Raw genomic sequence first — 5623 nt, 5'->3', positions numbered from 1 at the left:
ACGCACGAAGGCCCACCCGGTGTCGGGTGGGCCTTCGTGGAATGGTTGTCCGGCGGCGTCCTACTCTCCCACACCCTGGCGAGTGCAGTACCATCGGCGCTGAAGGGCTTAGCTTCCGGGTTCGGAATGGGACCGGGCGTTTCCCCTTCGCTATGACCGCCGTAACACTGTCGAGATTGTCAATCAGGCATGGTGGCCCGTTGGTTTCTCGGGAACCGCACAGTGGACGCGTAGCAAAGAATGAAGTGAGTCAAGTTGTCGGCTTATTAGTACCGGTCAGCTGCGGCAGTCTTTCGTCCTGCCTTCCACATCCGGCCTATCTACCCAGTGGTCTAGCTGGGAGCCTCTCACCCCGAAGGGCGTGGAAACCTCATCTTGAAGCAGGCTTCCCGCTTAGATGCTTTCAGCGGTTATCCCTTCCGAACGTAGCCAACCAGCCGTGCTCCTGGCGGAACAACTGGCACACCAGAGGTTCGTCCGTCCCGGTCCTCTCGTACTAGGGACAGCCCTTCTCAAGTTTCCTGCGCGCGCAGCGGATAGGGACCGAACTGTCTCACGACGTTCTAAACCCAGCTCGCGTACCGCTTTAATGGGCGAACAGCCCAACCCTTGGGACCTACTCCAGCCCCAGGATGCGACGAGCCGACATCGAGGTGCCAAACCATGCCGTCGATATGGACTCTTGGGCAAGATCAGCCTGTTATCCCCGGGGTACCTTTTATCCGTTGAGCGACGGCGCTTCCACAAGCCACCGCCGGATCACTAGTTCCGACTTTCGTCCCTGCTCGACCTGTCAGTCTCACAGTCAAGCTCCCTTGTGCACTTGCACTCGCCACCTGATTGCCAACCAGGCTGAGGGAACCTTTGAGCGCCTCCGTTACATTTTAGGAGGCAACCGCCCCAGTTAAACTACCCACCAGGCACTGTCCCTGATCCGGATCACGGACCGAGGTTAGATGTCCAGAGCGACCAGAGTGGTATTTCAACGTTGACTCCACCGACACTGGCGTGCCGGCTTCACAGTCTCCCACCTATCCTACACAAGCCGCACCGAACACCAATACCAAGCTATAGTAAAGGTCCCGGGGTCTTTCCGTCCTGCTGCGCGTAACGAGCATCTTTACTCGTAGTGCAATTTCGCCGAGTTCGCGGTTGAGACAGCGGAGAAGTCGTTACGCCATTCGTGCAGGTCGGAACTTACCCGACAAGGAATTTCGCTACCTTAGGATGGTTATAGTTACCACCGCCGTTTACTGGGGCTTAAATTCTGAGCTTCGCCTTGCGGCTGACCCGTCCTCTTAACCTTCCAGCACCGGGCAGGCGTCAGTCCGTATACATCGTCTTGCGACTTCGCACGGACCTGTGTTTTTAGTAAACAGTCGCTTCTCCCTGGTCTCTGCGGCCCTCCACGCTTCCCGGGCAAGCCGGTACACGCTTGAGGCCCCCCTTCTCCCGAAGTTACGGGGGCATTTTGCCGAGTTCCTTAACCACGATTCTCTCGATCGCCTTGGTATTCTCTACCTGACCACCTGAGTCGGTTTGGGGTACGGGCGGCTAGAACCTCGCGTCGAGGCTTTTCTTGGCAGCATAGGATCACCCATTTCCCGCATACGCGGTACCCGTCGGTTCTCAGGCTATGTGAGGTGCGGATTTGCCTACACCTCGCCCTACGGCCTTGGACGTGGACTACCATCGCCACGCTGGGCTACCTTCCTGCGTCACCCCTGTTAACACGCTTACCTACTACCGGTTCGGGTCCCGTGCTCCCCGGTGCGGTGTCCCCGAAGGGACGGTGCACCGGCTCGGACGGTCAGCATCACCGGGCTCGGTATGGGCGGTTCTTCGCCGGTACGGGAATATCAACCCGTTGTCCATCGACTACGCCTGTCGGCCTCGCCTTAGGTCCCGACTTACCCAGGGCGGATTAGCCTGGCCCTGGAACCCTTGGTCATTCGGCGGACGGGTTTCTCACCCGTCTTTCGCTACTCATGCCTGCATTCTCACTCGTGTGGGCTCCACCACTGGGTTCCCCCGCGGCTTCACCGCCCACACGACGCTCCCCTACCCATCCACACGACTGAACCACGAAGGCTTGTCTCGAGTGTGAATGCCACAGCTTCGGCGGTGTGCTTGAGCCCCGCTACATTGTCGGCGCGGAATCACTTGACCAGTGAGCTATTACGCACTCTTTCAAGGGTGGCTGCTTCTAAGCCAACCTCCTGGTTGTCTGTGCAACTCCACATCCTTTCCCACTTAGCACACGCTTAGGGGCCTTAGCTGGTGGTCTGGGCTGTTTCCCTCTCGACTACGGAGCTTATCCCCCGCAGTCTCACTGCCACGCTCTGGCTTACCGGCATTCGGAGTTTGGCTAACGTCAGTAACCTGGTGGGGCCCATCGGCTATCCAGTAGCTCTACCTCCGGCAAGAAACACGTGACGCTGCACCTAAATGCATTTCGGGGAGAACCAGCTATCACGAAGTTTGATTGGCCTTTCACCCCTAACCACAGGTCATCCCCCAGGTTTTCAACCCTGGTGGGTTCGGGCCTCCACGCGGTCTTACCCGCGCTTCACCCTGCCCATGGCTAGATCACTTCGCTTCGGGTCTAGAGCACGCGACTACGATCGCCCTGTTCGGACTCGCTTTCGCTACGGCTTCCCCACACGGGTTAACCTCGCCACGTACCACTAACTCGCAGGCTCATTCTTCAAAAGGCACGCCGTCACCCCTGCTAGGGAGGCTCCGACGGATTGTAGGCACACGGTTTCAGGTACTATTTCACTCCCCTCCCGGGGTACTTTTCACCTTTCCCTCACGGTACTTGTCCGCTATCGGTCACCAGGTAGTATTTAGGCTTACACAGTGGTCTGTGCAGATTCACTCCGGGTTTCTCGGGCCCGGAGCTACTTGGGATCCCCATCGGGAGGCCACGCCATTTCGTCTACGGGGGTACCACCCTCTGTGCCGGGCCTTTCAATGCCCTTCGACTATGACGCGACTTTCTGACTCCCTGCCGGTTCGGCAGAACCGACTGACGGGTCCCACAACCCCGAACGTGCAACGCCTGCCGGCTCTCACACACGCACGGTTTGGCCTGATCCGCTTTCGCTCGCCACTACTCACGGAATATCTCTTCCTGCCGGTACTGAGATGTTTCACTTCCCGGCGTTCCCTCCACGCACCCTATATATTCAGGTGCGGGTCACCGCACATGACTGCGGCGGGGTTTCCCCATTCGGACATCCTCGGATCACGGTTCGTTTGCCAACTCCCCGAGGCTTATCGCAGGCTACTACGTCCTTCTTCGGCTCCTGGTGCCAAGGCATCCACCCTGTGCCCTTATAAACTTGACCACAAAGATCATTCAAAGATGCTCGCGTCCACTGTGCAGTTCTCAAGCAACCACCGGACCCCGCCGGCACCCGGTACGCCTACCGTCCACGACCACGTCGCGCACAGCGGTTCGACACCACCGACAGACCCGAAGGCCCACCCGAACCCCCTCAGGCGATCCACCGCACGCGGCGAACACACCCCCGACGGGGATCCCTCGTGACCCCGAAGCAACACACCCGAACCGGGCTGTTCCCTCAGGACCCAACAGCGTGCCAGGCCGACCCACGCACCAGCAGGACATCCGTTCCCTCCCGCAAGGACCGCACGCACCCGAGCAAGCTCGAGCCACGCACACCCCACGGCGTACTAGGCACCCACCAGCCACCAGGCCGGCCGTAGTCGATGTTCCACCCTCGAGCACCACCCCCCACACGAACGGCGAGGGCATGGGCCTGGACACCCACCCCGCACCCATGACAGGCACGAGCAGATGCCAGATGCTCCTTAGAAAGGAGGTGATCCAGCCGCACCTTCCGGTACGGCTACCTTGTTACGACTTAGTCCTAATCGCCAGTCCCACCTTCGACGGCTCCCCCCAAAAGGTTGGGCCACCGGCTTCGGGTGTTACCGACTTTCATGACTTGACGGGCGGTGTGTACAAGGCCCGGGAACGTATTCACCGCAGCGTTGCTGATCTGCGATTACTAGCGACTCCGACTTCATGGGGTCGAGTTGCAGACCCCAATCCGAACTGAGACCGGCTTTTTGGGATTCGCTCCACCTCGCGGTATCGCAGCCCTTTGTACCGGCCATTGTAGCATGCGTGAAGCCCAAGACATAAGGGGCATGATGATTTGACGTCATCCCCACCTTCCTCCGAGTTGACCCCGGCAGTCTCCCATGAGTCCCCGGCATAACCCGCTGGCAACATGGGACGAGGGTTGCGCTCGTTGCGGGACTTAACCCAACATCTCACGACACGAGCTGACGACAACCATGCACCACCTGTGCACCGACCTTGCGGGGCACCCATCTCTGAGTGTTACCGGTGCATGTCAAGCCTTGGTAAGGTTCTTCGCGTTGCATCGAATTAATCCGCATGCTCCGCCGCTTGTGCGGGCCCCCGTCAATTTCTTTGAGTTTTAGCCTTGCGGCCGTACTCCCCAGGCGGGGCACTTAATGCGTTTGCTGCGGCACGGAATCCGTGGAATGGACCCCACACCTAGTGCCCAACGTTTACGGCATGGACTACCAGGGTATCTAATCCTGTTCGCTCCCCATGCTTTCGCTCCTCAGCGTCAGTTGCGGCCCAGTGACCTGCCTTCGCCATCGGTGTTCCTCCTGATATCTGCGCATTCCACCGCTACACCAGGAATTCCAGTCACCCCTACCGCACTCTAGTCTGCCCGTACCCACTGCAAGCCCCAGGTTGAGCCTGAGGTTTTCACAGCAGACGCGACAGACCGCCTACGAGCTCTTTACGCCCAATAATTCCGGACAACGCTTGCGCCCTACGTATTACCGCGGCTGCTGGCACGTAGTTAGCCGGCGCTTCTTCTGCAGGTACCGTCACTTGCGCTTCTTCCCTGCTGAAAGAGGTTTACAACCCGAAGGCCGTCATCCCTCACGCGGCGTCGCTGCATCAGGCTTGCGCCCATTGTGCAATATTCCCCACTGCTGCCTCCCGTAGGAGTCTGGGCCGTGTCTCAGTCCCAGTGTGGCCGGTCGCCCTCTCAGGCCGGCTACCCGTCGTCGCCTTGGTAGGCCATCACCCCACCAACAAGCTGATAGGCCGCGAGCCCATCCCCCACCGATAAATCTTTCCAGACGCTCCAGATGCCCGGGCGCCTCGTATCCGGTATTAGACCTCGTTTCCAAGGCTTATCCCAGAGTAGGGGGCAGGTTGCTCACGTGTTACTCACCCGTTCGCCACTGATCCGGTCAGCAAGCTGACCTTCACCGTTCGACTTGCATGTGTTAAGCACGCCGCCAGCGTTCGTCCTGAGCCAGAATCAAACTCTCCGTAAATGTCCAACAGCCACCCACCAGGCCGAAACCCGGCAAGCAACAGACACAACAAAGAAACCCCACACCAACGGTGAGGCCTTCATCTGGTCTCTACCCCGGACCACCACCCACAGGGGCGCGGACAGTCGATCCGGGCTCGACACCAATTCCATGGCATCGACTACTTGGCACACTGTTGAGTTCTCAAGGAACAGACGCTCATCCTCGATCAGCCTTTCGGCATCCCGCAGGAGGCTCGTTCACCATCGTAGCGGATGTT

3 rRNA genes are annotated in these 5623 nt (G+C 59.3%); all 3 read right to left on the bottom strand.

Annotation, left to right across the window (positions count from 1 at the left end):
• Nucleotides 1-47: 47 nt before the first annotated feature.
• Nucleotides 48-164 (bottom strand): 5S ribosomal RNA (gene rrf, locus AB6N23_RS16990).
• Between the two features lie 82 nt (nucleotides 165-246).
• Nucleotides 247-3353: ribosomal RNA gene (locus tag AB6N23_RS16985) — 23S ribosomal RNA — on the bottom strand.
• 491 nt (nucleotides 3354-3844) lie between these two features.
• Nucleotides 3845-5364, bottom strand: a 16S ribosomal RNA gene (locus tag AB6N23_RS16980).
• Together the 16S, 23S and 5S rRNA genes form the textbook arrangement of a ribosomal RNA operon.
• Between the last annotated feature and the right edge of the window lie 259 nt (nucleotides 5365-5623).

It is taken from the genome of Cellulomonas pasadenensis, from assembly GCF_047229365.1.
Classification (GTDB): domain Bacteria; phylum Actinomycetota; class Actinomycetes; order Actinomycetales; family Cellulomonadaceae; genus Cellulomonas.
This window is presented reverse-complemented; position numbering and strand designations above follow the sequence as displayed.